Source organism: Acidobacteriota bacterium, from assembly GCA_020845575.1.
Classification (GTDB): domain Bacteria; phylum Acidobacteriota; class Vicinamibacteria; order Vicinamibacterales; family Vicinamibacteraceae; genus Luteitalea.
The window spans coordinates 14,268-38,356 of sequence record JADLFL010000022.1 but is presented as its reverse complement, the minus strand read 5'-3'; the positions used below and the strand labels follow the sequence as shown (position 1 = coordinate 38,356).

The 24,089-nt window shown below is 68.6% G+C and carries 22 protein-coding genes and 1 pseudogene; 9 read left to right on the top strand and 14 right to left on the bottom strand.

Features of this window, described 5'->3' with window-relative positions; all coding sequences use genetic code 11:
- The first annotated feature begins 89 nt into the window (after positions 1-89).
- Positions 90-1,088: an N-acetylmuramic acid 6-phosphate etherase gene (gene murQ, locus IT182_06530; protein ID MCC6162988.1), complete on the top strand. Its 999-nt coding sequence runs from the start codon at positions 90-92 to the stop codon at positions 1,086-1,088.
- 6 nt (positions 1,089-1,094) lie between these two features.
- Here murQ and nagB read toward each other — a convergent pair whose 3' ends face one another.
- Both nagB and IT182_06520 read right to left on the bottom strand, forming a co-directional pair.
- Positions 1,095-1,826 carry a glucosamine-6-phosphate deaminase gene (gene nagB, locus IT182_06525; protein MCC6162987.1) on the bottom strand — a complete coding sequence of 244 codons (732 nt, stop codon included), beginning with the start codon at positions 1,824-1,826 and terminating at the stop codon, positions 1,095-1,097.
- The gene (locus IT182_06520) at positions 1,807-2,775 is read right to left on the bottom strand and encodes an ATPase (protein MCC6162986.1); all 969 of its coding nucleotides are present in this window, start codon (positions 2,773-2,775) and stop codon (positions 1,807-1,809) included. Before IT182_06520 ends, nagB begins: the two co-directional genes overlap by 20 nt.
- A 64-nt stretch (positions 2,776-2,839) precedes the next feature.
- Between IT182_06520 and IT182_06515 the strand changes: the two genes are divergently transcribed.
- Genes IT182_06515 through IT182_06505 form a run of 3 tightly spaced genes read left to right on the top strand, consistent with a single transcriptional unit; the run spans position 2,840 to position 6,312 of the window.
- Positions 2,840-4,108 (top strand): family 10 glycosylhydrolase, encoded by a 1,269-nt coding sequence (locus tag IT182_06515; GenBank protein MCC6162985.1) that lies wholly within the window; start codon positions 2,840-2,842, stop codon positions 4,106-4,108.
- On the top strand, positions 4,095-5,162 hold the full coding sequence (locus IT182_06510) for a beta-lactamase family protein (GenBank protein ID MCC6162984.1): 1,068 nt from the start codon (positions 4,095-4,097) through the stop codon (positions 5,160-5,162). The genes IT182_06515 and IT182_06510 overlap by 14 nt, the downstream gene beginning before the upstream one ends.
- Positions 5,155-6,312, top strand: a complete 1,158-nt coding sequence (locus IT182_06505) for an MFS transporter (GenBank protein MCC6162983.1) — start codon at positions 5,155-5,157, stop codon at positions 6,310-6,312. The genes IT182_06510 and IT182_06505 overlap by 8 nt, the downstream gene beginning before the upstream one ends.
- A gap of 55 nt (positions 6,313-6,367) precedes the next feature.
- Here the strand turns inward: IT182_06505 and IT182_06500 are convergent, their stop codons facing one another.
- Complete coding sequence (locus IT182_06500) at positions 6,368-7,123, bottom strand: type II secretion system protein (protein ID MCC6162982.1); 756 nt, start codon at positions 7,121-7,123, stop codon at positions 6,368-6,370.
- A gap of 43 nt (positions 7,124-7,166) precedes the next feature.
- Here IT182_06500 and IT182_06495 point away from each other — a divergent pair, with 43 nt between their 5' ends.
- The 5 genes from IT182_06495 to IT182_06475 all read left to right on the top strand — a co-directional run bounded on the left by IT182_06495 (position 7,167) and on the right by IT182_06475 (position 13,432).
- Positions 7,167-8,375: a PKD domain-containing protein gene (locus tag IT182_06495; protein MCC6162981.1), complete on the top strand. Its 1,209-nt coding sequence runs from the start codon at positions 7,167-7,169 to the stop codon at positions 8,373-8,375.
- 257 nt (positions 8,376-8,632) lie between these two features.
- Positions 8,633-9,892 (top strand): porin, encoded by a 1,260-nt coding sequence (locus tag IT182_06490; protein ID MCC6162980.1) that lies wholly within the window; start codon positions 8,633-8,635, stop codon positions 9,890-9,892.
- A 120-nt stretch (positions 9,893-10,012) separates the two neighbouring features.
- Positions 10,013-11,560 carry a sigma 54-interacting transcriptional regulator gene (locus IT182_06485; protein ID MCC6162979.1) on the top strand — a complete coding sequence of 516 codons (1,548 nt, stop codon included), beginning with the start codon at positions 10,013-10,015 and terminating at the stop codon, positions 11,558-11,560.
- A 226-nt stretch (positions 11,561-11,786) separates the two neighbouring features.
- A complete protein-coding gene (locus IT182_06480) occupies positions 11,787-13,073 on the top strand; it encodes an ammonium transporter (protein MCC6162978.1) in 1,287 nt (428 codons plus the stop codon).
- Positions 13,070-13,432, top strand: coding sequence for a P-II family nitrogen regulator (locus tag IT182_06475; protein MCC6162977.1), 363 nt, complete (start codon positions 13,070-13,072; stop codon positions 13,430-13,432). The genes IT182_06480 and IT182_06475 overlap by 4 nt, the downstream gene beginning before the upstream one ends.
- Positions 13,433-13,477: 45 nt before the next feature.
- On the opposite strand, the gene IT182_06470 is transcribed toward IT182_06475, so the two are convergent.
- From IT182_06470 to IT182_06420, 11 genes and pseudogenes are all read right to left on the bottom strand, one after another.
- Positions 13,478-13,876, bottom strand: a complete 399-nt coding sequence (locus tag IT182_06470; protein MCC6162976.1) for a type II secretion system protein — start codon at positions 13,874-13,876, stop codon at positions 13,478-13,480.
- 1 nt (position 13,877) lies between these two features.
- On the bottom strand, positions 13,878-14,360 hold the full coding sequence (locus IT182_06465) for a type II secretion system protein (GenBank protein MCC6162975.1): 483 nt from the start codon (positions 14,358-14,360) through the stop codon (positions 13,878-13,880).
- Positions 14,361-14,362: 2 nt separating this feature from the next.
- Positions 14,363-16,765 carry a hypothetical protein gene (locus IT182_06460; GenBank protein ID MCC6162974.1) on the bottom strand — a complete coding sequence of 801 codons (2,403 nt, stop codon included), beginning with the start codon at positions 16,763-16,765 and terminating at the stop codon, positions 14,363-14,365.
- A 19-nt stretch (positions 16,766-16,784) separates the two neighbouring features.
- Complete coding sequence (locus IT182_06455) at positions 16,785-17,378, bottom strand: hypothetical protein (protein ID MCC6162973.1); 594 nt, start codon at positions 17,376-17,378, stop codon at positions 16,785-16,787.
- Positions 17,368-17,943, bottom strand: coding sequence for a hypothetical protein (locus IT182_06450; protein ID MCC6162972.1), 576 nt, complete (start codon positions 17,941-17,943; stop codon positions 17,368-17,370). The genes IT182_06455 and IT182_06450 overlap by 11 nt, the downstream gene beginning before the upstream one ends.
- Positions 17,943-18,566, bottom strand: coding sequence for a hypothetical protein (locus IT182_06445; GenBank protein MCC6162971.1), 624 nt, complete (start codon positions 18,564-18,566; stop codon positions 17,943-17,945). The genes IT182_06450 and IT182_06445 overlap by 1 nt, the downstream gene beginning before the upstream one ends.
- On the bottom strand, positions 18,566-19,522 hold the full coding sequence (pilM, locus tag IT182_06440; GenBank protein ID MCC6162970.1) for a pilus assembly protein PilM: 957 nt from the start codon (positions 19,520-19,522) through the stop codon (positions 18,566-18,568). Before pilM ends, IT182_06445 begins: the two co-directional genes overlap by 1 nt.
- Before the next feature lie 3 nt (positions 19,523-19,525).
- A pseudogene (locus IT182_06435) lies at positions 19,526-21,097 on the bottom strand (type II/IV secretion system protein).
- 121 nt (positions 21,098-21,218) lie between these two features.
- Positions 21,219-22,424, bottom strand: coding sequence for a type II secretion system F family protein (locus IT182_06430; protein MCC6162969.1), 1,206 nt, complete (start codon positions 22,422-22,424; stop codon positions 21,219-21,221).
- A gap of 2 nt (positions 22,425-22,426) precedes the next feature.
- A complete protein-coding gene (locus tag IT182_06425; protein ID MCC6162968.1) occupies positions 22,427-23,101 on the bottom strand; it encodes a lytic transglycosylase domain-containing protein in 675 nt (224 codons plus the stop codon).
- A gap of 62 nt (positions 23,102-23,163) precedes the next feature.
- Complete coding sequence (locus tag IT182_06420; GenBank protein MCC6162967.1) at positions 23,164-24,042, bottom strand: hypothetical protein; 879 nt, start codon at positions 24,040-24,042, stop codon at positions 23,164-23,166.
- Positions 24,043-24,089 lie beyond the last annotated feature (47 nt).

Genomic DNA, 24,089 nt, shown 5'->3' with positions numbered 1-24,089 from the left:
ACGGCCGGCACGCCGGCGTTTCGTTGACAGCCCCGGGGGGGCGCGCTACCCTCACCGGCCTCGGCACCCGCCGCCTGTTCGAGTCATCCATGGCACAGACTTCGAAGTGGGAGTCCCTTCCCACGGAAGCGATCAACCCCAACAGCCTCCGCCTGGACACCGCCTCCATCGGCGACATCGTCGACCTGATGGTGAACGAGGACCGGAAGGTCGTGGCGGCCGTCCACCGCGAGAAGGACCGGATCATCGCCGGCGTGCAGATGATCACGGAGTCGTTCCGCAAGGGCGGCCGACTCATCTTCGTCGGCGCGGGCACGAGCGGACGCCTCGGCGTGGTGGAAGCCACCGAGATGCCGCAGACGTTCGGCGTCCCCACCGCGCGTGTCAGCGCCGTGATGGCCGGCGGCAAGGACGCCGTCTTCCAGCCGAAGGAAGGCGTCGAGGACGACTACGAGGAAGGCTCGCGCGCCGTGGCGCGCCTGAAGCCGCAGAAGCGCGACATCATCATCGGGATTTCGGCGAGCGGCGTGACGCCGTTCGTGCGCGGCGCGCTCACCAGCGCGCGCAAGGCGGGCCTGCGCATCATCTTCGTGACGTGCTGGCCGGGCAGCGAGCTCCAGACCTTCGTCGATCTCATCATCGCGCCCGCCGTCGGCCCCGAGGTGCTCACCGGGTCCACACGTCTCAAGGCGGGCACGGCGACCAAGATGGTGCTCAACATGCTCACCACGATTGCGATGGTGCGCGTGGGCAAGACGTACGGCAACCTGATGGTCGACGTCCTCGCGACGAGCGACAAACTCAAGGACCGTGCGCGCCGGATCATCGCCACAGCCACCGGCGTGGACTACGACACGGCCGGCAAACTGCTCAAGTCGGCGAAGAACGACGTGAAGGCCGCCATCGTGATGCAACGGACCGGACTGTCGCTGACCGAAGCGCTCGCCACACTGCGCAACGCGCACGACTCCGTGCGCGAAGCCGTGGGTGAGGATGCCGAACCGCGCCTCCGCGTGCTGCTCGGGCTCGACAGGACACCCGACAAGGTCGAGAAGACCGACAAGTCCGAGAAGTCCGAGAAGAAGTAGCGTCGCTCAGCGAATCGCGTTGCCGGCTTCACGATCGCAGATCACTTCGACGTCGCCGTGCAGTTGCAGGAACGACGCGGGCAGTTGCGTCGTCACCGGGCCGTTGATCGTCGCGGCCAGCGTCTCTGCCTTCTCCGCACCGGTCACCAGAATCAGGATCCGGCGCGACTTCAGGATCGTCCCCATCCCCATCGTCATCGCCTCGACGGGCACCTGCGCGGGATCGCCGCCGAAGAATCCGGCGTTGGCCTTGCGCGATGGCTCGAGCAGGCGCACGCGATGCGTACGTGCCTGCAGCGTGGCGGCGGGCTCGTTGAAGCCGATGTGGCCGTTGGCCCCGAGGCCGAGGATCATCAGGTCGATCCCGCCAGCCGCGGCGATCCGATCTTCGAAGCGCGCGCACTCCACGTCGGCGTCGGGCGCGAGTCCGTCCAGCACGTGTCCCTCGCCGTCGGCGATGTTCACGCGATCGAAGAGGTAGCGGCGCATGTACGCGCGGTAGCTCCCCTCGTGCGACTCGCCGATGCCCACGAACTCGTCGAGGTTGAACGTGGTCGCCCGCGCGAAGTCGAGCGCGCCGGCGGCGTGGCGCTCCGCGAGGCGGTCGTACATCAGGATCGGCGTGCGGCCGGTGGGCAGGCCCAGCACGGTGCGCGGCGACGCGTGCAGCAGATCGGCGACGCGTTGCGCCGCGAGATCGGCCACGTCGTGGGAGTCGTCACAAAGCGAGATGATCACGGGTCTTGTATGTGGGAAGGACGGCACCGCCCTGCGCGTGCGCGAGGGCCAGGCGTACGGCGCCGATCGCCGGGTCGGTGGTGAGCAGGTTCACGTGACCCGCCGGGACCACATCCGCGAGCCGCTCGCGAAGGCCGTCCTGCAACCAGGGCACGGCATGGAACGCGCCACCGGCCATCACCACGGGAACGTCGCCGGCCAGCTCGAGCTGCGCGACGACGGAATGCACGGACGCGGACAATTCGTCAGCCGCCGTTGACGCAATGTCGATGGCGACCTCGTCGCCGCCCTCGCGTGCGCGGCTCACGAGACTGGCACAGCGCGCGATGTCACTCGGCTTCAGGTAGTGCCGATATACCTCGCGGACGAGGTGTTCCGCGCGCGTCACGTCGAAGAACTCGAGGACCATCTGCGTGAGTGCCGTCTTCGGCCCGCGACCGTCTGCGGCGCGCACGACGGCGCGCAGCGCCTGACGGGCGATCCAGTAGCCGCTGCCCTCGTCGGCCAGGATGTACCCCCAGCCTCCGGCGCGGGCAGCCAGGCCGCGACCGTCGCAGCCATACGCGATGGAACCGGTGCCCGAGGCGATCACGACGCCCGCTCCCAGTCCGACGCCGGCCACCAGAGCAATCAGCGCATCGTTGGTGATGAGCACGCTGGCGCGCGCACCGATGCGGCGCATGATGCCGGCGATGATCGCCTTGTCTTCCGGCCTGTCGACGCCGGCGATGCCGAGGCAGATGACGTCCGGTGCGCGCCGCTCCGCGCCAAGAACCTCATCGATCGCATCGTGCAGCGTCTTCTCGACGGCCAGCTCACCGTGCGCGGCAAGATTCGCCCCGCCGACGCGGGCACGCGCCATCACGGCCCCCTGTACGTCAGCCAGCACGGCGTCCGTCTTGGTCCCACCGGCGTCGATGCCGATCACGAACAAGGAAGAGGGCGGCACCTGCGTCACGCGACCGGAGTATATACTTCCAGGGCGCGCACCTCGTTGCACGCGTGCCTGCCCGATGCCCCTTGCTACACGCCGCGATCTGCTGCGGCTCTCCCTCGCATCCGCCCTGTCGCCGCTGGCCGTGCCTCGTGCGGCACACGCGCGGCGCCGATCGTCGACCGAACTCCGCGGCGTCTGGGTGACGCGCAGTTGGATGACCTCGTCCGCGCACGTGGCGCAGGTCGTGGCCGACGCGCAGCGGCACGGTGTCACGGCGCTGTTCGTGCAGGTGCGCGGTCGCGGTGATGCCTTCTATCTCGGTGGGCCTGACCCACGATCGACGCTGCTCGCGAGACAGCCGGCAACCTTCGACCCCCTGGGCGAACTGGTCGCGCACGCCCGCGCGGCCGGCGTGCAGGTGCATGCGTGGCTGAACATGAACCTCGTGGCGGGCGCCACGGCGTTCCCTACCGCCCCGCAGCACATCGCCGTGCAGCACCCCGAGTGGCTGATGCTGCCGCGAGCCCTCGCGCCGACGTTGCTGCAGCACTCGCCGCGCAATCCGGCCTACGTCAGGACGCTCGCGGCGTGGAGTGCCGGCAAGCGCACGACGATCGAAGGCGTCTTCGCGTCGCCGATCCCCGAAGGCGTCCACGACAGGCTCGATGCGACCATTGCCCACCTGACGTCGCGGTACGCACTGGACGGCCTGCACCTGGACTACATCCGCTTCCCCACCCCCGACTTCGACGTCAGCCGCGCGGCACTCGATGCGTTCCGTCAGTCATTACGTCCGGAGCTGACGCCGGCCGAGCTCGCCGATCTCGATGGACGCGGACGCACCAACCCGCTGGTGTTCGTCGACATGTTCCCTGCCCGCTGGGCCGCATACCGGCGCGAGCGTCTGACGCGCCTCGTCACGCGTCTCGCCGCGACGGCGCGCGCCAACAGACCCGCGGTGCAGCTCACGGCCGCCGTCTGGCCTGACGCCGCGCACGCCCGCAGCTACAAACTGCAGGATTGGTCACGCTGGCTGCGCGACGGCCTCATCGATGCGGCGTGCCCGATGACGTACATGTCGAGTCCCTCGTCATTCGAGCGACAGTTGCGGGCGCTCACCAGCGAGCCCGACGGCAGCGTGTGGCCAGGTATCGGTGCGTTCCAGATCGACGCCGGTGAGGCCGCGCGCCGCGTCGACGTCGCGCGCGCGATGGGCTTCGACGGCGTGATGCTCTACTCCTACGACAGCATGACCGGCGGCCCCGGCAAGCCGTCGACCTACCTCGCCACCGTCCAGCGTCGCGCCTTCCGCGATCCCGTCGCGACCGTCGGTGCGCGCCGCTGAATCCTCGTCGCTCGCGGCTGCCTGCGACGCGGCGGCACGCGAACTCCGGACCTGCGTCGCGAGCGGCCTGCTGCCCGCGGCCGTCATCGAGGTCGGCACGCATGCGGGCGTCGTCTCACGCGCGCACTGCGGTAACGGCATCGACGACAACGCGATCTTCGATCTCGCGTCGCTCACCAAGGTGCTGGGCACCGGACTGGTCGCCATGTCGCTCCTCGGTCGGCGATCGCTGGACCTCGACGCACGCGTGCGCGACTCCATCCCGGCGTGGGCCGGCGACGATCGCACCGACGTGCGCCTGCGCGACCTGCTCGCGCACGCCAGCGGGCTGCCGGGGCACCTGCCGCTCCACGACCATCACCCGGATGCCGCGACCCTCGTCAGCGCCGCGGCGCGCGCTCCTCTCGCCCGTGCGCCACGCACGGCCGCCATCTACAGCGACCTCGGCTTCATCGTCCTGGGCCGGGCCCTCGAGGCCATCGGCAATGCCCCGCTCGATCAGCAGGTCCACGCACTGCTCACGCGCGTGACGTCCGCTCCGCTCATGTACGGCCCTGTCGAGCCCTCGGCAAACGTGCAGCCGACGGGCGTCAGCGCGTGGCGGGGCCGCGTGCTCCGGGGCGAGGTGCACGACGACAACGCCGCCGCGATGGGCGGCGTCGCCGGACACGCCGGTCTCTTCGGCACGGCAGGGGCCATCGGCGATGTCGCGCGCACGCTCCTGGGCGGACTGCGCGGCGAAGACACGGCACTGGCACCGGCCTGGGCGGTCCGCGCGTTCGCGCGGCAGTCGCCTGTCAGCGGGTCGTCGCGCGCCCTCGCGTGGGACACCGCGCTGCCGACCTCGTCGTCCGGCCGATACCTCACGCGTCGCGCGATCGGCCACACGGGATTCACGGGAACATCGCTGTGGATCGACCCCGTGCTCGATCTCTATGTCGTGCTGCTGACCAACAGGGTCGCCGGGCGGGCGAGTGCCGACGACATCGCGACCATCCGTCGCTCCGCCCACGACACCATCGGCAAGGCTGCCCTCACCTCACGCCATGCCTGACGAGCGTCCTGGTCCGCTCCTCGCGTGTCTCTCCGTTGCGTTCATCGCGCTGGGCGCGTGCATCGCCGCGATTGGCCCCGCGCTGCCCGAGTTCGCACGCGTGGCGGACGTCGACGTATCGTCGATCGGCGTGCTCTACAGCGCGCTCTTCGCCGGATTCCTCGCCTCGCAGATCACATCGACGCTGCTCCTCGAGCGAATCGGCACGCGCGTGGTGATTCTCTGGGCGCTCGCCGTGCTCGCCGCGGGTACCGTGGGTCTGTCCGCCGCCGCCTCGCTCCTCGTGATGCTGACCGCCAGCGCGGTCCTCGGCGTGGGCTACGGCTTCGCGACGATCGCCATGAACCTGGTCGCCTCGCGCATGCTCACGCACAGGCCGGCGTTCGTGGTGAACGTCGTGAACGCGCTCTACGGCGTCGGCACCGTCGTCGGCCCGCTGGTGTCGAGCGCGTTCCTGAAGACGGGCTCGCCCGCACGCTGGGCGCCGGCCATCGGTGGACTCATCGCACTCGTCATCGTGCCGTGGGCGTGGTTCGCGCTGCCCCGCGACGCGCAGGTGCCGCTGAAGGAAGCCGCGCCGCAGCCACGCGGGTTCGCGCTCCCGGCCGGCCTCATCTTCATCGGGTTCTTCGTGTTCCTGTACGGCGGTGTCGAAACCGGGTTCTCCGGCTGGGCCCCGACCTACCTCGAGCGCACGCTCGGCGTGACACCCGCGAGCGCCGCGCTCTCGACGTCGATCTACTGGTTCTCGTACATGGCCGGCCGCGTACTGTCGACCGTCCTCGCCTACCGCATCGGCCCCGCCGTCGTCCTTCAGGGCGCGCTTGCCGCGCTTGCTATCGGCGGACTCGTGCTCGTGTCGAGCGTCGGTCATCCGCTGTGGACGACGACCGCGCTGGTCCTGATGGGAGGGGCAACGGGCCCGATCTATCCGTCGATGTTCGGCGTCGTCACGCAGCGGTTCGCGGGACGCGCGGCGTTCGCCGTGTCGGCGGTCTCCGCGATCGGGTGCGGTGGCGCGATGCTGCTGCCGTGGCTCATGGGACTCACGCTCCCCCTCGCGGGCGGCCGCGTGCTCGCGGCGATCCCGCTGCTGCTGACGGCCGGGATGTGGGGCCTCTTCAGGCTGTCGTCACGCGCGACGGCCTGACGCCGCAGACGCGCCTTCAAGGCAGGACCGGCTCTCCGAGCCCGGCCCCTTCCTGTCAGCGCGGACCGCCGTACGGAGTCGTCGGGGAGGACGTTCGTGGCTGCATCTGCGGGGACCCGGCCCCGGGCCTGCCCGGCTGCCGGCTCCCCACGCCGCCGGGGCCTCGATTCTGCCCGGGCTGGTCCGGCTGCGGACCGAAGAAGCGTGGCGTCACGTCCTCGATCGCCACTTCCCACTGATCGTATTGCGTGCGGCCCTTCCAAATGCGGAGCGACGATTCCTTGCTCGTGCTGACCACACCGCGAATCGGTCCGGTGACCATCGCTCCCGGTGAACCGGGCTGGTTCATGGTGCCCATCGGCGACTGCCCGAAGCCCGACGACCGGCCGGGAGTGCCGCCCGTCGGCTGACTACTGGGGCCCCCTGGTGCGCCGGTCGTCGGCGCGCCAGCGCCGACCTGCCCCGGCAGTGGTGTCGTCATGCCGGGCGACACCTGCCCCACGCGGAGAATGGCGAAGTCCTTGCCGGTGACCGGGTCCTTGTACTTCCTGCGCAGATAGCGCTCCTTGACGAGCACGTCGAGGTCGGCCGGTGACGCCCCTGGCACGCGACGCTGATAGAGCGCCAGTGCATGCGCGTACTGCTTCAGGCGGAACAGCAGCTCCTCCTCGCGCTCTCGTCTGGCCTGCTGCCGCCAGACGGGCATGGCCATCGTCATGAGCGTCAGCATCACGGCCAACCCGACGAGCAGGACGGCCATCGCGTAGCCACTGGCGTCAGATGGTGCCGAGAGCGGTGCAGGTCTCCTCATGCCTTTGCTATTCTTGACCGTCATGCTAGCACCTCGTCGCCACATGTCCCTGCCACGGCGGGCCTTCGCCAGCCTTGCGACAGCGGGCACGATGGGGCTGGTGCTGAGCCTCTCGTTGGTGGGTTGCGACAAGGCCCCACTGACCGCCCCCACCGATTCGGCGGTCACGCTCTTTGCCAACAGCAGCGTCGTCGCGCTGAACGGCCAGATCGAGATCACGGCCAACGTCACCGAACCCGGCGGCGTGCCGGTCCAGAACGGCACGCAGGTCGTGTTCACCACCACGCTGGGCACGCTGGATCCGGCCGAAGCCCGCACGAGCAGCGGCAGGGCCACGGTGCGCCTCAACGCGGGTTCCGCGTCGGGTCTGGCTCAGGTCCGCGCCTTCTCGGGAGGTGCCCAGGCCGAGGCCCTGGAAATTCGCGTCGGCGCGGCTGCCGCCTCCGCCGTGGCCGTGAGCGCTTCCCCGAGCGCCGTCGGCGCCAATGGCGGCACCGTCGAGATCCTCGCCGTCGCGACGGGCGACAACAACAGGCGCCTGCCAGGCGTGCCGGTGACGTTCTCGACGACGGCCGGGGTCTTGTTCAACACGACGGTCGTCACCGACGACAACGGCGAGGCACGCACGCAGCTCACCACCACGCGCGAGGCCGTCGTCACGGCCACCATCGGCGGCGTGTCCGGCAACACCACGGTGCGTGTGACCAACAGGCCGATCATCACCATCACCGCGCCGAGCACGCCCATGGGCGAAGGCGAGACAGCCACGTTCACCGTCAGCGTGCAGACGCAGACCAACGGCGATCCGATCCGCGAGGCCACCATCGACTTCGGTGATGGCGACCGCCGATCGCTCGGTCCCGTGAGCGGATCGCGTTCCATCCAGAAGGCGTATGCACGCAAGGGCTCGTACTCGGTCGTCGTCACGGTGACCGACACGGGCGGCGAAGTCACCACGGCCGCCACGGCCGTGACCGTCGAGGAGCGCGTCATCAACGTCACGCTCACGGCGTCGCCCACCAACCCCACGTCCACGACGACCGTGGTGTTCACGGCCACGCTCTCGGGAACGGGAGCAGGCATCAACGTGGTGAGCTACAACTGGAACCTGGGCGACAACGACAGGCGGGTCACCACGGGTCCGCAGACGTCGAAGGTCTACGGGTCGCCGGGCCGGCGGCGCGTCACGCTGGAAGTGGTCAACGCCGTCGGTCAGCGCGGCGAAGCCATCATCGAAGTCAACGTCCAGTAGCGATCCTCGTGGAATGTCGGCGGGACGCCGCCTCCGTCCGACGGCTTGTCGGTACGGGGATCCTGTTGAAACACGACGGCTGACTTGCGCGCCACATTTGTAGCATTCCGTCTCACTTGCTACATGATTGTAGGAATGTCGCCAGACGGGGCTGCGCGTGGTCGACGTTGACAACCGCAACGGCCACATACAGTTAGTCCGCATACGCCGGCTCGGATCGAGGCGTGCGGCACAACTGTTGATAGTCAGTGCGGCACATGAGACCAACCGCACACGTTGCCATGTGCCTGACCGGCACGCCGACCGCCGGCGCCATCCTCCTGTCGGCGCTGCTCGCCGCACCGGCGATCGCTGCGGCTCAGGACTCGCCTCCCGACAGTTCCTCGGCGCCTGTCATGACGGCGGCCGCGGTGGTGGTGCCGCCGCCCGTCATTGCCGTAGAGCCGGCGCCGCGACAGCCACAGGACGACATCCCGCCTCCGCCTCCCTCGAGGTCGCGCTGGCTCCGGCTGTTCGGCTCGACCAAGGTGTCCACCACCGCGGACCTCTACTACGAGTACAACGGCAATCAGCCCGCGTCGGCCCGCAACGTCCTGCGCAACTTCGATGACAAGGACAACCAGTTCGCGTTCAGCTACTACGAATTGGCCTTCGAGCAGGTCCCTACCGAGACGCGGCGCCTCGGGTTCCGGACCGACATCGGCTTCGGCCCGACCGCTACATGGGTCGCCTCGAGCGATCCCGACGGGGGCAGTCTGAAATACCTCCAGCAGGGCTACATCAGCGTGCTGGCGCCTGTCGGTCGTGGCCTGCAGATCGACGCTGGCAAGTTCAATACGCCCATCGGGGCCGAGCCCACTGAAGCCGCGTACAACTGGAACTACTCGCGGTCGCTCCTGTTTGCCTGGGCCGGCCCTTACTACCACGTCGGGGTGCGCGCCGCGCTGCCCGTCTCCGAGACCGTCACCGTCACGGGCTTCCTGCTCAACGGCTGGAACAACGCGCAGGACAACAATCGGGGCAAGACCGGCGCCGCGCAGGTGTCGTGGCGCGTCAGCCCGTCCTTCACGCTCAGCCAGACATGGATGGGCGGCCCCGAAGGTCGCGACGGCGTCGCCGGATGGCGTACGCTCCACGACACCGTCGCGACATGGACCGTCAATCCGAAGCTGTCGCTGATGGCCAACGTGGACATCGGACGCGACACGGTCGCCGGCAGGACGGCCGCGTGGCAGGGGGTGGCGGCATACGCCCGCGTGACGCTCCGGCCGTCGTGGTCGATCGCGCCGCGGTTCGACATCTTCGAGGATCGCGACGCGCTCATGACTGGCACGGCGCAGACGATCCGCGCACTCACACTCACGAGCGAGCACAGGCTCGTCACGGGCCTGTCGCTGCGCGTCGAGTACCGGCGCGACTGGTCCACGGAAGACGTCTTCGAGTACCACGCGAGCCAGTTCCGCCCACAGCAGAACACCATCCTGGCTGGCTTCACCTACGCCATCGCCACGCCCTGATCGCCCCGGCGCGGCGAGTTGCGGAGAGACCGGCCAGCGAGACCGTTGTCCGGCGAGCCGCCCACCGACCGACGTCCGGGAACGACACCAGGCACGGTTTCAGCGTACGCTGATGGCCCCATGTCCAGACAGGCGGCCGGCCGGGTCGAGCACGATCACCTTTCGGTGCTCCTGGCTCTCGGTCCGGTTCTCGGCGGCACGCCGGACCTGAAGACGGCCCTGGCTCGTGCGCTGGAGCACGTAGCCGACGCCGTGTCGGCGCGTAGCGGCCTCATTGTCCTCCGGGACGGTGAAGGGTCCGACCTGTCGGTCGCGGCCTCGACCGGCATCACGTGGCAGACGGCTCGACGCATCAGGTATCGCACCGGCGAAGGCATCATCGGCCGCGTCGTCGAGACGAGCCGTCCGGTCGTGGTGCCCAAGGCGAGCCAGGAGCCGCTGTTCCTCAATCGCACCGGCGTCCATCGGCACGCAGACGACGAGACGAGTTTCGTCTGCGTGCCGATCTGCGCGGCCGGGACGTGCCTCGGTGCCGTCGGCCTCGCACGCCCCCACCGCCCGGATGCCGACATGGAGCGCCTGCTCCAGTTCCTCGGCGTGGTCGCGTCACTGCTCGCGTACGCGATTCGCGTGCACGCGCTACAGCAGGCCGAGCGGCAACAACTGGTGGCCGAGAACGCGCTGCTGCGCGAGGAACTGCGCGAACGCTACGATTTCCGGAACATCGTCGGCAACAGCCGGCCTATGCAGGCGCTGTTCGCCCAGGTCATGCAGGTGGCGCGCGGCCAGACGACGGTGCTGATTCGCGGCGAGTCGGGTTGCGGCAAAGAATTGATCGCCCACGCGATCCACTATCACTCGACGCGCGCCAGCAAGCCGTTCGTCAAGGTCAACTGCGGCGCGTTGCCGGAGGGCCTGGTCGAGTCCGAACTGTTCGGACACGAGGCCGGCGCCTTCACCGACGCGCGGACCGCACGTAAGGGGCGCTTCGAGATGGCCCAGGGCGGCACGCTGTTTCTCGACGAAGTCGGCGAGTTCTCGCTCGGTACGCAGGTCAAGCTGCTGCGCGTGCTCCAGGAGCGGGAGTTCGAACGACTCGGAGGTACGCAGACGCTCCGCGTCAACGTCAGGATCATCGCCGCGACCAACAAGCGTCTCGAAGACGCCGTCCGCGATCGCACGTTCCGCGAGGACCTGTACTACCGCCTCAACGTGTTCTCGCTGTTCCTGCCGCCCCTGCGTGATCGCAAGGCCGACATCCTGCTGCTCGCCGACCATTTCGTCGAGAAGTACGCAGGCGTCCACGGCCGCGACGTCCGCCGTCTCGCCACGACAGCCATCGACATGCTCATGAGCTATCACTGGCCCGGCAACGTGCGCGAACTCGAGAACTGCATCGAGCGCGCCGTCCTGGTGGCCGCGGGCGGCGTGATCCATGGGCACGACCTGCCACCCACCCTGCAGACCGCCGAAGTCTCGGGCACGCTGCCGCGGATGTCGCTGGCTGCGACAACAGCGGCGTTCGAGATGGACCTCATCCAGGACGCACTCAAGACATCCAACGGTAACCTCGCGCGTTCGGCCCGCCTGCTCGACACCACCGAACGCATCCTCGCCTACAAGGTCAGGAAGCTCGGCATCGACGTCGAACGCTTCAAGGCGAGGTAGACATTTATGTCTGAGGACGAGTAACACACGACACAAATGTCGTACTTTGCGTCTGGCGCCGCGGACCGCCATCCGCGATAACACGGTGGTCCACAACGTCTTGCGGCGTTCTTCCGCCGTCGCGACGACCGCCGAGCACCGATCTTGCTGTTCCGGCTCCAACGGCTGCGACACGCGCGGGACATCGAGGTCCCGCCCGGCCCGTCGCCGCTCGTGCGGAGGATCGATGAACAATGCAGATGTGGCGTGGATACTGATCTCCACGGCGCTCGTGCTCCTGATGACGCCAGCGCTGGCCTTCTTCTACGGCGGGCTCGTCCGGTCAAAGAATGCGCTCAACACGATGATGATGAGCTTCATCTCGTTGGGCGTGGCCGGTGTCGCCTGGGCCCTCCTGGGCTATTCGCTGACGTTCGCGCCCGGCACCGCGCTGGTCGGTGGCCTGCAGTACGGCCTGCTCCGGGGCGTCACGCTCGATCCGCACGGCACCATTCCACACGTGCTGTTCCTGGCGTTCCAGGGGACATTTGCCGTCATCACGGCGGCCCTGATCTCCGGCGCCATCGTCGAACGCATGCGCTTCGGCGCCTACATGACGTTCATCACGCTGTGGGTGCTCGTCGTCTACGCGCCGGTCGCACACTGGGTCTGGGGCGGGGGCTGGCTGGCGACGATGGGCGCGCTCGACTTCGCCGGCGGCACCGTCGTGCACGTCAATGCCGCGGCCGCGGCGCTCGTCGCCTCGATTGTCGTCGGGCCCCGCTTCGACCATGGCCGCCAGGCGATGTTGCCTCACAACGTGCCGTTCGTGCTCCTCGGTGCCGGCCTGCTCTGGTTCGGCTGGTTCGGCTTCAACGCCGGCAGCGCGCTGGCGGCCAATGCCATTGCCGGTCTCGCGTTCGCCAACACGCTGCTGGCGCCCATGGCGACGCTCGTCGTCTGGACGCTGCTCGACGTCGTCCGCACGCGTCGCGTGACGGCGGTGGGCGCCGCCACGGCAATCGTCGTGGGTCTTGTGGCGATCACGCCGGCCGCGGGCTTCATCAGTCCCGCCTCGTCGCTGATGCTCGGCGGCGTCGCCGCCCTCCCGAGCTACTTCGCGATCCTCTACCGCGCGCGCACCTGGCTCGACGACTCGCTCGACGTCGTGGCCGCGCACGGCGTCGGCGGGACGGTCGGCGCGCTGCTCACGGGCGTCTTCGCCGACCAGGCATGGAGCGGCGGCGGCAATGGCCTGATCGGCGGCAACGCCGCGCAGATCGGCATCCAGGCGGTCGGCGTGGCTGCGGCGCTGCTCTACAGCGCGCTGATGACGTTCGTACTGTTGAAGATCATCGGTCTCGTGCTGCCGTTGCGCGCCGGCTCGCGCGACGAGGCGCTCGGACTCGACGTCTGCGATCACGGCGAGGAAGCCTATGCCGAAGGCGACGGCGCCATCCTCATCGGCCCCGACGTGCTGCGGAGCACCTTCTCCGCCGCGACCGTGTCATCAACCGAAGGGAGCCGCGCATGAAGATGGTTGTCGCGATCGTCAGGCCAGAACGGGTCAACGCCGTCCTCGAAGCGCTCTTCCGCGCCCAGGTCCACGGTTTCACCATCAGCCGCGTGCAGGGCCATGGCGGTGAGACCGAACACGTCGAGAACTACCGCGGCACGACAGTCAAGATGGCGCTGGCCGAGAAGGTCCGCATCGAAATCGGCGTGAGCAATGGCTTCGTCGAGCCAACCATCGATGCCATCTCTGGCGCGGCGCGAACCGGTGAGGTCGGCGACGGCAAAATCTTCGTCCTGCCCGTCGAGCACGTGGTCCGGATCCGGACCGGCGAGCAGGATCAGGACGCCGTCACGCCCGTGCCGCACGCCGTGCGCTGAATCGGGCGACGAACGACCCACGGCGAATGGTGAACGGTCAGACCGTCACCATTCGCTGTACGGCTGCCCCTGCATCGACAGTTTGTCGGACCCGCTCTTCACGTTGAAGACCCCGATGTCGCCACCGGGATTGTTGGCGTCGGGGTCAGACGGCACCTCCTGCCACGTCGTGCTGGACCGCGTGAACGGATCCTCGGGCAGCGCGCGCAGGTAGCCGTCGCTCACGAGGGCGTCGAGCGACGATGGGTACTTGTTCTTGTCGGCGTAGTACTGATCGATGGCGTCGCGCATGCGGTACAGGTCTTCGCGCAGCACTGCTTCCTGGGCGAGCGTCACGGCGTTCCTGTAGCCCGACATCGCGATGCCGCCGAGCACCACGATCAGGGCCATCACCACCATCAGTTCGAGGAGCGTGAACCCGCTCCGGCGCATGGACCGCTTCATCTCACCACTCGCTGTAAGGGATGCCGTCGAGCCCGGTGCCGCTGGCCTTCGAATAGACGTCGAACACGTTTTGTCCGCCCCATGACGTCGAATCGGGTCGATCCTGGTACGACCGCAATCCCCACTCCGCGTCGCCCGTCATCGGATCGGCCGGCACGCGGCGCAGGAACCGCAGCTTGACGCCGGATGCATCGCCACTGCGCGTCACGCCCTTGACGAGCGTCTCGAGGTCCGGCGGATACCCCATGTCCGTCGGGTCGAGTTCCAGGTTCGAGATCTGCTGCAGGTCGGCGGCGTCCTTGTAGCGATCGATCGCCGTGCGCAGTTCGCGGAGGGTCCGGCGCAACTCGACTTCCTTCTGCCGCTGCACGCCGACCCTTGCCAGCGGCAGGACCGCGGAGGCCATGATGAGCACGATGGCAGCCACCGTCAGCAACTCGACGAACGAATAGCCCGATCGGCCATCGCGCGTGCGGCTGCGCATGGTCATCGCACCGTCACGGCCGCCGGCACGAGTTGCAGGCCGATGCTCCCCTGCTCGGGATTGGCCGCCACGCCTGACGGCGAGATGGCCGACTGCCCCGGCGCGATGGCGTCGAACACGATGGTGGCCACCAGGCCGGCACCAGACGCGCCCACCTGATCGCCGGGACGCAGCAGTGCGACATCCACCCGCCCCGACCCTGGGTCCACCTGATGCGAGAAGGTCGGCGCCACGCCGCCTTGTGCCAGGAACGTCCCGGGCTGCACCGACCGTACGCGCAGGACCGACGGGTTGTACGTCACCGACAGGCTCACCGTGGAGACGCGCTGCGCGCCGGTGATCGAAATCGGGACGGTGTACGGCCCACCACCGACGGAGAATTCCGGGCCTGGCGTGGTCACCGCGAGGCGAGCCGGCGCCTGCGGCACCGGCGCCTGCTGTGCGGCAGAGGTCTGCGCGTCAGGCACCGGAACCGGCTGGGCCGGCGCGGGCGTCAACGGCGGCGCTGGAGCCGACGGCGCCACTCCCGGACGATCGAGTACCTGTCCGGTCTGCGGCTGGCTCGGCAACGACGAGACCGGCGGTGCTGTCGAGCCGGCGGGCGGTGCCGCGCCAGCCGCCGCTTCCTCGCCGGGCTCGACGGCGATGAGCGGCGGCGCCCCGGTCAGGCCCAAATTCTGTGCGCTGCCGATATAGATCGGGTCGAGGTTCTCCTGCGTCACCTCCGACGACCGCACGAGGCGCGGCGTGAGCAGGAAGACGATGTCGGTCGTCTGAATCTGGTCGTTCGTACTGCCGAACAGGCGCTGCAGCAATGGGAGGCGCAGGAGGCCCGGGAATCCGGACAACTGCTTGCGCTGGTCCTCGCGAATCAGCCCGGCCAGCATCATCGACTCGCCTTCACGCATGCGGATGTGGGAGGTCGCCCGCCGGGTGCCGAAGGTCGGCAGGCTCTGGCCCGCGATGTCGATCGACGCGCCGAGGTTGCTGCTCTCCACTTCGAGTTCGGTGACGATCTCGCCTTCGAGCGTGACGCGCGGGTTGTTGAACTTGAGCTTCACGCCCACCGTGCGGTACTGGAATGAACTGATCGGCACGGTATTGAGACCCCCGGCACCGAACCCGCCGAACGTCGTGCTGGGGACCGGAATCTCCTCACCGAGGTCCAGCGTCAGCACCTTGCCTTCCATCCCGCGCAGCTGTGGTTTCGCGATGATCTTGTTGTTGTTGTCCGAGGCCAGGAAATTGACGATCGCCTGCGGCACCGTGATGTAGAAGTCCGCCGCGCTCACGCCGCGCGTGATCGTGTTCAGGTTGAAGGGTGGCTGTGCCTCGCCACTGGCCGGCGGCGCCTCCGGCGAGAAGATGGAACCCACCGCGTACTGCGAGAGGTTCAGGCCCACCTGGCGCGCGCGCACGCGGTTCACTTCGATGATTTCGACGTCGACCACGATCTCGGCGCGCGGCTTGTCGTTGTTGCGGATCACCTGATCGATGATGCCCATCACGCGATCCGAGGCCCTGATCGTGAGGCTGTTCTGCGTCTTGTTGGCGGCCACGAACGGCTGCACGGCCATGCCGGGCAACCGGACGATCTGTTGCAGGGCCTGCACCAGCTCCGTCGCATCGGCGTGCGACAGATAGAACGTGCGAAGCACCTGCTCCTCGTACGCCGCACGCTTCTGCTGGTTGTCGGGGATCACCTGGATCGTCCGCGGGTTGATCACCTTGTAGAAGTTGCCGGACGCCGACATCACCTGCTGCAGACCCTCTTCGAGCGACAGGCCCGTAAGGTCCACACTGATTTTCTGATCGCGGAACGTCGATTCGAACTGGACGTTGATGCCCGTTGCCTTGCCGAGGAACGTGAGCGCGTCCTTCGCACTGGCATCGGGGAACCGGATCTCGAGCGGATCGCGCGAAGAGGGGTTGAGCAGCGGCGGCGCCGACCGCTGCCGCGCCGTCTCGCGCATGGCCTCGATCGCCGGCCGCGGACGTGCGGCCTCGGACCGCTCGCGCAACTCGGTGTCGATGGCGGCCGCCCGCAGCATCGCGTTGCGGTTGGACGGGTCGAGCTCGTAGACCTTGCGGTATTCGACGACGGCCACCTCGATGTCTCCGCGCTCGTCGGCTTCGCGCGCGGCGCGCAGATGGGCCAGCGACGCCGTGCTCATCGCCTGCTGCAGCGCGCTCTTGTAGTCGGGTCGATCCGGCTGTTCCTGGAGCGCCTGCCTGTAGGACACCACCGCCGCGTCCCAGTCGCCTCGGGCCCATGCCTCCCTGCCGCGCTTGTAGGCGCCCGACGAGGCGCAGCCCGCCGCCCCGAGGCACACCACCCCCAGCAGGACGACGGTCGTCCACATCCGCACTGTTTGCATTCGCTCGCGCACTCGTCGCTCGTTCACGTCGCGGCTCCCGCCGCCTTCAACCCGTCAGCCGCAGGGTCTGTCGTCCTCGCCCGTCGGCGTGCTCGATCTGCAGGGACTCTTCGCCGATCGCAACGATCCGCCAGCGGCCATCGACGATCTCGCCTGCGCGGCCATAGTAGACGTTCTTGCCGTCGCTCAGGACGGCCACCTTCCCGACATCACGCCGCGACACGACACCGATGAACCGCACCGCGATCGGCGGCGGTGGAGGCGGTCCCACCGGTCCCACGGGCATCACCGGCTGCACCGGCGTGGGTACCATCGGCGGTGCAAAGGCACCTCCCGCCCCGTCGCGCCCGCCTGCCGACGCCGACGATCCCGTCCGGAACGGATCGCGTCCTGTTGCGTCCGGTGCGGGACGGTCTTGGTCGAGCCGGTCGAGGCCGAGGCCACGGGCCAGAACCTGCTCGGGTGTCTGCGCTGGCGTGCCCGCCGATGACGCCGGCGCCGCGGGGGTCCGACCGGAGCCCCCCGTCGCGCCCGTGACACCTGGCGTCGCCGTTCCGCCGAACTGCCACCACGTCACGAGCACCAGGACTGCGAGCAGCCCGCCGAGGAGCGTCAGTTGCCGGCGCGTGTCAGCGGCCATCACTCGCCTTGTAGTAGGTCGAGAGCGTCAGTGCCGCTTCGAGCGACTTGCCCATGTCTTCCGGCTGGATGACGCGGATCTCGCGGATGACCACGAAGTCCTCGCCCGTCTCTAGCGCGTACAGGAAGTCGCGCAGGTCGCGATACCGACCGAACACGCTGGCCGTCATCGTCGCGCGTGTCAGCACGGCCTCCTTGTCGGGCGTCTCCTGCTCGAACGATCGATGGTCGTACGTCAGGTTCGAATCCTGCGCGAGCTGCGCCAGGCGGACGAACGTGATCTGCCGTGCCGCGGGCTGACTGGCGGGCAGGATGTCGCCGTAGAAGCGGCCCAGTTCCTCGACCGCCGTCACGCTGCCGGCCGATGTCGCCCGCGCGGCCTGGAGATCGCGCGCCGCGAGCGAGGCCGCCAGTGATGCCGCGGTCGCGCGCGTGGTGAGGCCCTGCACGCGCAGGCGCATGGGACCGATGACGAGCGCCAGGCCCACGAGATTCGCCACGCCGAGCAGGGCGAGCACGGACACGAGGAGACGACGGTCGGCCAGGACACGAGCGACGGGCACCATCAGTCGTCTCCCGCCCCGGCACCCGGCACCGCCGCGTCCACTGCCGGATCCTCGGCCACTGTGCCCCGCGCCCCGGAGCCGAGGTACTCGCCCTCGCACACGACGTCGATCGTGCCGTCCTCGAGCACCTGCTCTTCGACCGACCTGATGTCGAGGAACGCACCCGCCGCCTCGAGGCGATCCATGAACTGGCCCACCGCCTCCACGCCCGGCGCGTTCACGGTCAGGCGCACGACCAGCGTGCCGCCATCCTGCTTGGGCGCCACCGATCGGAGGCGCACCGTGGACGGGATCGTCCGCTCGATCGCGTTGAAGAGCGCGGTCCACGAGAACGTCCGCGCGTCGATGACGGCGTTCACTTCGCGCACGGCCTTCACCGTCGACTCCAGCGCCTTCGCGTCGAGGCTCGCGCGCACCTGCTGTGCCTCGCCCCGGAGCCGCATCGCCGTCGCCTCGTCGCGCGCGATCTCCACCGACAGGGCCTGCTGCTGTGCCGAGAGCGCCAGGAACTGCCACACGGTGAACACCGTGAGCAGTCCGAGCACGACGGCCAGCGCCGTCAGCGCCACCTGCACGACCCGTTCGTTGTAGAACGGCCGCGTCGAGAGATTGCCTCGCAGCATCACGCCATGTCCTCTCGCAGCACGAGCCCCGCCGGCGCCGCAAGCGCCCCGACGATCCCCTCGCCTGCCGTCACCCTGTCGCTGAACCCGACGATGCCGTCGAGCGACAGCGGCGACACGCGCGTGTCGAAGAGGCCGGCGAGGTTGCGTGCCAGGGCCTCGCGCTCGGGCGCATCGGGGCCGGACACGAGCAGCACGCGCGCGAATCCCTGACCGGCCAGGCGATCCTCGTAGAACATCCGCGTCTGGTGGACCACGTCGACCACGGGCTCGGCCGCATCATGCGGACGCGTGCGGAAGAAGATGAGCGCGCCGTCGCGCAGGACGGCGATCGACGCGTACGTCGCCGTCACGTGCACGAGCAGCGAATCGCCGGGCAGCGCGGTTCCCTGCGCACCGAACGACGCCAGGTTGATCACGTTGAAGGTGGCCAGGTCGATCGTCCCGGCCTGCAGCCCCGCCTCCGCGCACACCTGCTCGTACTCCTCCACCAGGTCGCGCCGCATCGCCGTCACCACGAGCGTGATGAAGCCGGCATGCTCCCCGCCGCGCGCCCACGTGACCTGCGCGTCCTCCACGGGGAACGGCACGCTCTTGCGTAACTGCAGGCGTACCAGTTGTTCCAGATCACGCACCTGTGCGGGGACCTGCTCGAACGGCAGCAGCGACACCTTCGCGGCCGTGTCCGCAATCGCCACGGCCACGCGACGCGGGCGGCCACCGATCTGCTCGACAACGGCGCGCAGCGCGTCGACGACAGCCTGCCGTTGCAGGATGTTGGTCGAGGTGAGCGACGGCACGAGGGCGCCGTCTGGCAGGGCGGCGGACGCCACGGCGCGGACGACGGGTGTGGCACCACCGGCGCGATCGACCTGCACCGCCGTCACGCGTCCGGCGTCGAGGTGGAGCCCCAGGGTGGGCGGCGGAGTGCGAAGCCAGGCAGGCAGCGACGGCATGACTCAGTCGACGAACGTGACCTTGTTGATCTCGCGCAGCGTGGTCTCGCCCGAGAGCACGCGCGAGACGGCCGACTCGCGCAGGAACCGCATGCCCTCCTCGCGCACCGCGCGCTTGATCTCGGAGTTGGGCCGGCGCGCCAGGATCATGTCACGGATGGTGTCGGTGAGATCGAGCAGTTCGCAAATCGCCATGCGGCCGCGGAACCCCGACCCGTTGCATTCGAGGCAGCCCGCCCCCTCGTAGAACGTGTGCGTGTGCGCGAGCGTCGGATCCATCGCCGCTTCGCGCAGTTGCACCTCCGAGACCTCCACGGGCCGCCGGCAGTCGTCGCAGATCTTGCGGACCAGGCGCTGCGCCAGCACGCAGTTGAGTGCCGACACGAACTGGTAGGCTTCGACGCCCATGTTGAGGAAGCGGCCCAGCACGTCGAGCACGTTGTTGGCGTGGACGGTGGTGAAGACCAGGTGCCCGGTGAGGGCGGAGTTGATCGCGATCTGCGCGGTCTCGGCGTCGCGGATCTCGCCGACCATGACCTTGTCGGGGTCGTGACGCAGGATGCTGCGCAGCCCGCGCGCGAACGTGAGGCCCTTCTTCTCGTTGATGGGGATCTGCACGATGCCCTTCAACTGATACTCGACCGGATCCTCGATCGTGATGATCTTGTCCTCGACGGACTTGATCTCCGACAGCGCGGCGTACAGCGTCGTCGTCTTGCCCGATCCCGTGGGGCCCGTCACCAGCACCATGCCGTACGGCTCGCGGATGTACTTCCGGAACCGGCGCAGTTCTTCCTCCGGAAAGCCGAGGATGTCGAGGCGCAGTTCCCGGAACTGCTCGCTGATCGACTCCTTGTCGAGGATCCGGATCACCGCGTCCTCGCCGTGCGCGCTCGGCATCACCGAGACGCGGAAGTCGATGGTCTTGCCACGCATCCGCAGCCTGAAGCGGCCGTCCTGCGGCACGCGCTTCTCCGCGATGTCGAGCTCGGCCATCACCTTGATGCGCGAGATGATGGGTCCGGCGAACCGCTTGTCGATCGGGCGCATCGCCGGCTGGAGCACGCCGTCGATGCGGTACTTCACCACCACCGCATCGTCCTGCGTCTCGATGTGGATGTCGCTCGCGCGCCGCTGCAGCGCAGCGAAGACCGTCGAGTCGATCAGCTTGATGATCGGGCTGATGTCGCTCGTGAGCTTCTCGACCGAGAGTGACTCCTCGCCGGACTCGTCCTCCTTGAGCAACTGGAGCTGGAAGCTCTCGGTGGCGTCCTCGAGCACGCGCTGGCTGCTCTCGGACTTCTTCAGCATCGCCTGGATGGCCGATGCCGGACCGACCGTCACCTTCAGCCTGACGCCCAGGAGCTGCTGGAGCTCGTCCTGCATCATCAGGTCGGTCGGATCCGAGACCACGATGACCAGGACGTCGCCTTCGCGGCGGTGCGGTACGAAGCCGTAGCGCAGCATCACGTCGGCGGGAATCGATCGGAACAGCTCGTTGTCGAGATGGAACGTGTCCATGTCGACCAGCTCGACGCGATACCGCTCCGCGAGCCGGCGTGCCTGTTCGCGCTCCTGTGCCGGACTGGTGCGGTGACCGTCCTGACCGGGCAGGTCGGGGATCGGCAGGGCGGCGGCGGGATCTGCGCCTGTCGAGGGGATCGAAGAGTTCACGACGCGATGCCTCCGAAGAGCCTCAGCTCAGGGCCGACGACAACTGGAAGACGGGCAGGTACAGGGCGATGAGGAGCGCGGCAATCACCACGCCCATCACGACGAGCAGGACCGGTTCGATGAGCAACAGGAAGCGTCCCAGGCGTGTTTCGATGTCCTCGTCGTAGAAATCGGCAATGGCGTTGAGCATGTCCTGCAACGCCCCCGTGGCCTCGCCCACCTCCACCATCTTCACTGAGACGTCGGGAAACTCGCCCTTGGCCGCCATCGCGGTCGAGAGCGGTTGCCCCTCGCGCACCTGACGCGTGATGTCGGCCATCTGTGCGGCGATGTGCCGGTTGGAGACGGATCGGCTGGCGACGTCCAGCGCCGTCACCAGCGGGATGCCGCCACCGAGCAGCGTCGCCAGCGTGCGCGCCAGCTGCGAGGTGGCGAACTGCCGCGCAATCCCCCCGAGACCGGGCAGCCGCAGCGTCCACTTGTCCACCCGCTGGCGCTGCGCGGGCTGACGCAGCAGCCATCGCCCACCCAACACCGCCGCGCCAAGCGCCAGGGCAATGAAGACGATCCGCGTCCGGATGGCGTCCGAGACCGCGACGATGACGCGCGTGGCCAACGGGAGCTCGGCATCGAACCCCTGGTAGAACTGGTTGAACTCGGGCACCACCCGCACGACGATGATGGCGACGACGGCGAACGAGAGGAGCGTGAGAACCGCCGGGTAGACGAGCGCCGACACCACCTTGCGCCGCACCGCGCCCAGCACCTGCACGTACGCCACGTAGCGCCGGAGCACCTGCTCCAGGCTGCCGCTGCGCTCGCCCGCCATCAGCGACGCTGTGTAGATGGGCGTCACATGCCGCGGATGCGCCTCGAACGCCTCCGACAGCGCCGTGCCGGATCTGACCTTCTCGTACACGTCGTCCAGAAGCGTCTTGAACGTCGGATTGGGGACGTTGCGACGCAGGATCTCCAGCGACTGCACGAGCGGCATGCCCGCCTTGAGCAACGTGGCCAGTTCCTGGTTGAACACGAGGAATTCGTGCAGCTTGATGCGTCCGCCGCGCGAGCGCCGCAGGCTCGCGAGTCCGCCACCGGCCGACTTGACGTCGAGGACGAACAGGCCCTTGTCTTCGAAGTCGCGGCGCAGCGCCGCTTCGCTGTCGGCCACGTACACGCCCTCGGTCACCTGCCCGGAGGCGGTGGCGAGACGACAGCGGAACTCCATGCCTAGGACGCTCCCGCCAACTGGAGGACCTGGCGCACGTAGGCCTGCGTCTCGCGGAACGGAGGCACCCCGCCGAACTTGCGCACCGCGCCGGCGCCGGCGTTGTAGGCGGCCACGGCGTGACGCAGGTCGAAGCGATCCAGCAACTGACGCAGATGCCTGACCCCGCCGTCGATGTTGGACGCGGGATCGTACGGGTTGGCCACCTGCAGTTCACGGGCGGTGGCCGGCATCAACTGCATCAGGCCCATCGCGCCCTTGCGGGATCGCGCGCGGGCCTGGTACCGCGACTCGACAGTGATCACGGCATGGACGAGACGGGCGTCGACCTGATGACGCCTGGCCGCGTCCTCGACCATGGCCAGATACGGGCGGCTTTCGGGTGCGCGGACGTCGGCGCGGGAGGCGCTGCCGGCGCGCGCGTCGGCCAGCTCGGCCCGGATCTCGTCGAGATCCGGATAGGGCACTTCGTCTGGCGCGACGGCGGTGATGAGGTCGGCGGCGCACACGACCTCGCCGCCAGAACGGAGGGCCAGCACCGCGGCGTCACCGTCGATGCGTACGCTTCGCACCGACACGGTCCGCCCGGTCCGGAGCGTCACCAGTTCCGCCGACGCAGACAGCGGGAGCAGCAGGAGGCTGCCCAGCGCGAACGCGGCAAGTCGACGGCAATGCACGGCAGGCCAGTGTAACAGGCGCCGACCCGCGTCGTGGGACGGGTCGGCGCGGGCAGGCGGGACTAGCGTGGCTCGATGAACGCGTGGAAGACGCGGATACCGAGTTCGCGCGGGTCCGATGAATTGGCGGCAGGCGTCTGCGCCGGCACGAAGGTGTTGCTGACGTCGATCGTGACGTCGACGTTCTCGGCATCGCCGAACTGCGCCGCCGGCACCGCGATGCGGCGGATGACTTCGTCGTTCGAGATCAGCGCGTGCGTGTCGAGGACGGCGTCGCCGATCCGCACGGTCACGGTCTGCCCGGGGACCAGATCCGGGCGGCCGTCGTAGTGCAGATAGAGCGTGGCGTCGCGGCGCGGATTGCGCAGCGCGAGCGTCGCAATCTTCTTGGTCCACTGCCACTCCACCTGCGCGTTGTCGCCCGCGACCTCGGCGTTGTGCCAGCCGTCCTTGTACTGGATGAACACGTTGTCGGAGGCGGGCAGCAGTTCGAGCGTGCCGGCCTTGTACGCACGCTGACCGTCGTTCTCGCCGCCGAGCGGCAGACGCGCACCGGTTTCGGGATCGTACAGGCCGACGCGGATCGTCGTCTGCCCCATGTACGGGTACTGCGGCACGAACATCGTCCGCGAATATTCGATGCGTTGCCCCGGCTTCCAGTCCTTGGTCGGCGTCGGCGGCTCGTGGTCGTCGGTCCACATGAGCTGATCGTCCGAATCGAGGAAATGGACGAGCACCTTGTAGTCCTTCTCGAAGGCTGGTGCGTTGGCGGCCACGACGAACCGATAGGTCAGATCCAGCGGACTGCCAAGCGGTGCCTTGGCACGGCTGGCCGAGAACGTCGCGGTGGCGACGGGTGGCTGGTTGTCTTCCTGCTTGCTGCATCCGGCCGCGGCCGAGAGGGCCATGGCCACGACCACACACGCGGCTAAGGGTTTCACGCCTCGCAACTCCTCGAATCGATGGACACGATGGTTGGATCGAGTGC

Bases quoted from the DNA above. Each gene is read 5' to 3' on its own strand.
- IT182_06455 (MCC6162973.1), bottom strand. From the start codon at position 17,378: ATGGCCGCTGACACGCGCCGGCAACTGACGCTCCTCGGCGGGCTGCTC.
- IT182_06490 (MCC6162980.1), top strand. From the start codon at position 8,633: ATGAGACCAACCGCACACGTTGCCATGTGCCTGACCGGCACGCCGACC.
- IT182_06450 (MCC6162972.1), bottom strand. From the start codon at position 17,943: ATGGTGCCCGTCGCTCGTGTCCTGGCCGACCGTCGTCTCCTCGTGTCC.
- IT182_06430 (MCC6162969.1), bottom strand. From the start codon at position 22,424: ATGGAGTTCCGCTGTCGTCTCGCCACCGCCTCCGGGCAGGTGACCGAG.
- IT182_06480 (MCC6162978.1), top strand. From the start codon at position 11,787: ATGAACAATGCAGATGTGGCGTGGATACTGATCTCCACGGCGCTCGTG.
- IT182_06515 (MCC6162985.1), top strand. From the start codon at position 2,840: ATGCCCCTTGCTACACGCCGCGATCTGCTGCGGCTCTCCCTCGCATCC.
- IT182_06465 (MCC6162975.1), bottom strand. From the start codon at position 14,360: ATGCGCAGCCGCACGCGCGATGGCCGATCGGGCTATTCGTTCGTCGAG.
- IT182_06505 (MCC6162983.1), top strand. From the start codon at position 5,155: ATGCCTGACGAGCGTCCTGGTCCGCTCCTCGCGTGTCTCTCCGTTGCG.
- murQ (MCC6162988.1), top strand. From the start codon at position 90: ATGGCACAGACTTCGAAGTGGGAGTCCCTTCCCACGGAAGCGATCAAC.
- IT182_06500 (MCC6162982.1), bottom strand. From the start codon at position 7,123: ATGAGGAGACCTGCACCGCTCTCGGCACCATCTGACGCCAGTGGCTAC.
- IT182_06475 (MCC6162977.1), top strand. From the start codon at position 13,070: ATGAAGATGGTTGTCGCGATCGTCAGGCCAGAACGGGTCAACGCCGTC.
- IT182_06495 (MCC6162981.1), top strand. From the start codon at position 7,167: ATGTCCCTGCCACGGCGGGCCTTCGCCAGCCTTGCGACAGCGGGCACG.
- IT182_06445 (MCC6162971.1), bottom strand. From the start codon at position 18,566: ATGCTGCGAGGCAATCTCTCGACGCGGCCGTTCTACAACGAACGGGTC.
- IT182_06470 (MCC6162976.1), bottom strand. From the start codon at position 13,876: ATGAAGCGGTCCATGCGCCGGAGCGGGTTCACGCTCCTCGAACTGATG.
- IT182_06485 (MCC6162979.1), top strand. From the start codon at position 10,013: ATGTCCAGACAGGCGGCCGGCCGGGTCGAGCACGATCACCTTTCGGTG.
- pilM (MCC6162970.1), bottom strand. From the start codon at position 19,522: ATGCCGTCGCTGCCTGCCTGGCTTCGCACTCCGCCGCCCACCCTGGGG.